The sequence below is a fragment of the Enterobacter cloacae complex sp. P16RS2 genome (assembly GCF_014982155.1).
GTDB classification, from domain to species: domain Bacteria; phylum Pseudomonadota; class Gammaproteobacteria; order Enterobacterales; family Enterobacteriaceae; genus Enterobacter; species Enterobacter cloacae_M.
The window spans coordinates 3,024-4,158 of sequence record NZ_JADCKW010000025.1; the positions used below are offsets into that span (position 1 = coordinate 3,024).

Consider the following 1,135-nt stretch of genomic DNA (forward strand, 5'->3'; position numbering starts at 1 on the left):
CAGGCTTCATTATTTTTCAGCATTGCGTTCAGGATGGTTAGTAGTTTTCTAATGCAGGCGGTCAGTGCAACCTTTTTGGGTTTTCCTGCGGCAACGAGGCGTGTATAGAATTCTTTAATTACTGGGTTGTGCCTCGTCCCGACCAGTGCGGACATATAGAGGGCTGTTCGGACGGAGGCTCGCCCTCCAAATACCGTTCGGCGACCGCGCATTATGCCGGAATCCCTGTTTACTGGAGCAACCCCAATAAGCGCACTAATTTCACGTCGTGACAACGTTCCAAGTTCCGGAACCTCAGCCAGCAGCACGGCAACAGTCGCTGCACCAACACCTTTAACGGCGCTCAATAATGCAGATAATTCACTGAAATTTTTCGAAATATAGGCTGACATTTCTGCTTCTATACGAGCCATTTCACTTTTCAATACCGAAATAATAAATCTGATACTTTCTTGATTCTGAGGGTGTGATGGATGCAATCTGTTTCGCTCAGCTGTAAGCATTGTCGTTAATTGTCGGCGTCTGACCACCATTGCTGCCAGCAACTGCCTGTGAGCATCAGGTAAGGGACGAATATATTTTTCCCGATCAGGATGCTGGTTAATAACTTTTGCCATTTGTAGCAGGACTCTGGCATCTATTTGGTCGGTCTTAGCCAGATAGCCCATTGCGCGGGCAAAATCTCGCGCCTGTCGGGGATTGATAACAACCACATCAAAACCTTCAGACTGAAGATAGCCAGCCACACCAGACTCAAGTCCCCCGGTGGCTTCCATCAGGATCAGTTGAGTTTCACTTCGCTTTAACTCTTTGAGTATCTGATTAAAACCGCCATCTTCATTTGGCACAGTGAATGGCTGGGCAATACTGCTGATTGCAATATCCAGAGTGCTTTTCGAAACATCAATGCCTGCACAACGTTGATTTGACACGCTCATCTATACCCCTCCTTGCAAATACGATTTGAAGTTCAGACAACTGTTCGGGCTTCAGATGAACGACTCAGCCTGTGCGTCAGTCGCTATGCTGCAGGCTTGAATAACCCCAGGAGGAATCGGACTACACGGGCTTTGCCAAATCTAAGCCAGAACATAGTAATCCACTTTCAAGATACAAGGAGGAGCGTATGGGCACA

At 47.4% G+C, this 1,135-nt stretch carries 1 protein-coding gene; it reads right to left on the bottom strand.

The window, feature by feature from the left end; genetic code table 11:
• Positions 1-938, bottom strand: a 938-nt coding sequence (locus INF68_RS16495; protein ID WP_193525366.1) for an IS110 family transposase, incomplete at its 3' end; no start/stop codon positions are given.
• Between the last annotated feature and the right edge of the window lie 197 nt (positions 939-1,135).